Source organism: Limosilactobacillus vaginalis DSM 5837 = ATCC 49540 (assembly GCF_000159435.1).
GTDB lineage: Bacteria > Bacillota > Bacilli > Lactobacillales > Lactobacillaceae > Limosilactobacillus > Limosilactobacillus vaginalis.
The window spans coordinates 1-1532 of sequence record NZ_GG693422.1 but is presented as its reverse complement, the minus strand read 5'-3'; the positions used below and the strand labels follow the sequence as shown (position 1 = coordinate 1532).

Here is a 1532-nt window from a genome sequence, read left to right as displayed (position 1 = left end):
TTTGATAATTTAATTCGATCTTGCGGGTTATCGGTTCTATTTTTTGAATAATATTTGCTTGCTTATCAAGCGACGGAATATCTACCTCAAACCCCTTCATTACTCTTCCAGAGACCTCTTTGAATGTAGAACCTGAAGATACATTTTCAAGTTCGTCTTTTTTTGTAAGCATTAAGTAATATAGGTATTTAGGTAATACTATATCGGTATTTGGGACAATACTTTTAAACCCTTGATTCGTTGTTATCTTGTTAGCAGCTAAAGCAACATATCCAATTGGTGCTCTTGAGCTAACTAACACTGTATCCTTAGGTAATAATTTAGCACTTGAATTATCCAATCCTTCTTGACTAATATCTCTGGCACCATGTGAAATATACATTTTGGAATATCCACTGAGATCCTTCGGAGTTATCCAGGCAATTCCTTTATTTGCGTAATATTGCTTTTTTCTTGTGGAAGGTGTTCCACCACCAATCACTTTACCGATTTGGTCTAACCTATATTTAGTCACCCTATATACCTCCTGTGAGCTATTTTTACATTACTTTGTTTAACCATTGCATAATGCAATGTTGTGTCTATTCTTTCGTGTCCAAGTAGTTTTTGAACCTGCTCAATCGGCATTCCCTTATCAATAGCATTTGTTGCCAATGTCCTTCTGAATTTGTGAGGATAAACTTTTGCTATCCCTGCTTTCTTACCCAAACTCTTAAGGCGATTTTCAATTCCATTAATACTCATTCGTTGATGTGGTGCGTGTAAAGAAACAAACAATGCAGAATTGGCATCTTTTCTCTTTGCTAAGTAATTCTGTAAATGTATTTTGCTTCTAGCATCAAAATATACTATTCGCTGCTTATTGCCTTTTCCCAATACCACACATTCACGCTCATCAAAATTTATATCATTTTGGTTAAGGTTAACTAATTCACCTATACGCATACCTGTTGAAGCAAGTATGTCAATCATTGCAACATCACGCTCACTATTACAATGATCCCTCAGCCTTTCTAAATCTTCATCACTATAAGTATCCTTAACTTTAGCTGATGACTTAACCTTATGAATCCGTCTTACAGGACTTTTGATAATAACATCTTCATCTTCCAGCCAGCTAAAAAAGCTAGAAAAAATTCGTCTAATATTATCAATAGTCACTCGGCTGGAGTTTCTAGATTGCTGATAATTACCCAAGTAATCACGTAAATCTTCAGTAGTAATCTTTTGAACATGCTTCCCTAAATACGAAAACATCATCTTTAATGTCACTTGATAATAGTTAATTGTTTTTTCAGAACATCCTTCAACCTGTTTAGCGGCTAAATAATCTGCAATATAAGATTCATTGCTTTTTTTAGGACCGCTATCTGTATTATTCCCAAGTTTTTTCTTTAGTACCCGTTTCAGTTGTATTAGTTGACTGTTATCCAAAACCCTTAACATTTCTTGTACGATTTCATCAATAATTGAGTTCATCTGTCATATACCTCATTTTTGATAAAATAATACAATAATATTCTGCAAGTCAC

2 protein-coding genes are annotated in these 1532 nt (G+C 34.1%); both read right to left on the bottom strand.

Annotation, left to right across the window (positions count from 1 at the left end; all coding sequences use genetic code 11):
* A partial coding sequence (locus HMPREF0549_RS08800) for a restriction endonuclease subunit S (RefSeq protein ID WP_003717946.1) occupies positions 1-514 on the bottom strand: 514 nt, incomplete at its 3' end.
* The gene (gene xerA / locus HMPREF0549_RS08795) at positions 511-1479 is read right to left on the bottom strand and encodes a site-specific tyrosine recombinase/integron integrase (protein WP_003717945.1); all 969 of its coding nucleotides are present in this window, start codon (positions 1477-1479) and stop codon (positions 511-513) included. The genes xerA and HMPREF0549_RS08800, both read right to left, overlap by 4 nt.
* Between the last annotated feature and the right edge of the window lie 53 nt (positions 1480-1532).

What these genes read in the sequence shown, in the direction of transcription:
- xerA (WP_003717945.1), bottom strand. Translation starts at nt 1,479, where the DNA reads ATGAACTCAATTATTGATGAAATCGTACAAGAAATGTTAAGGGTTTTG.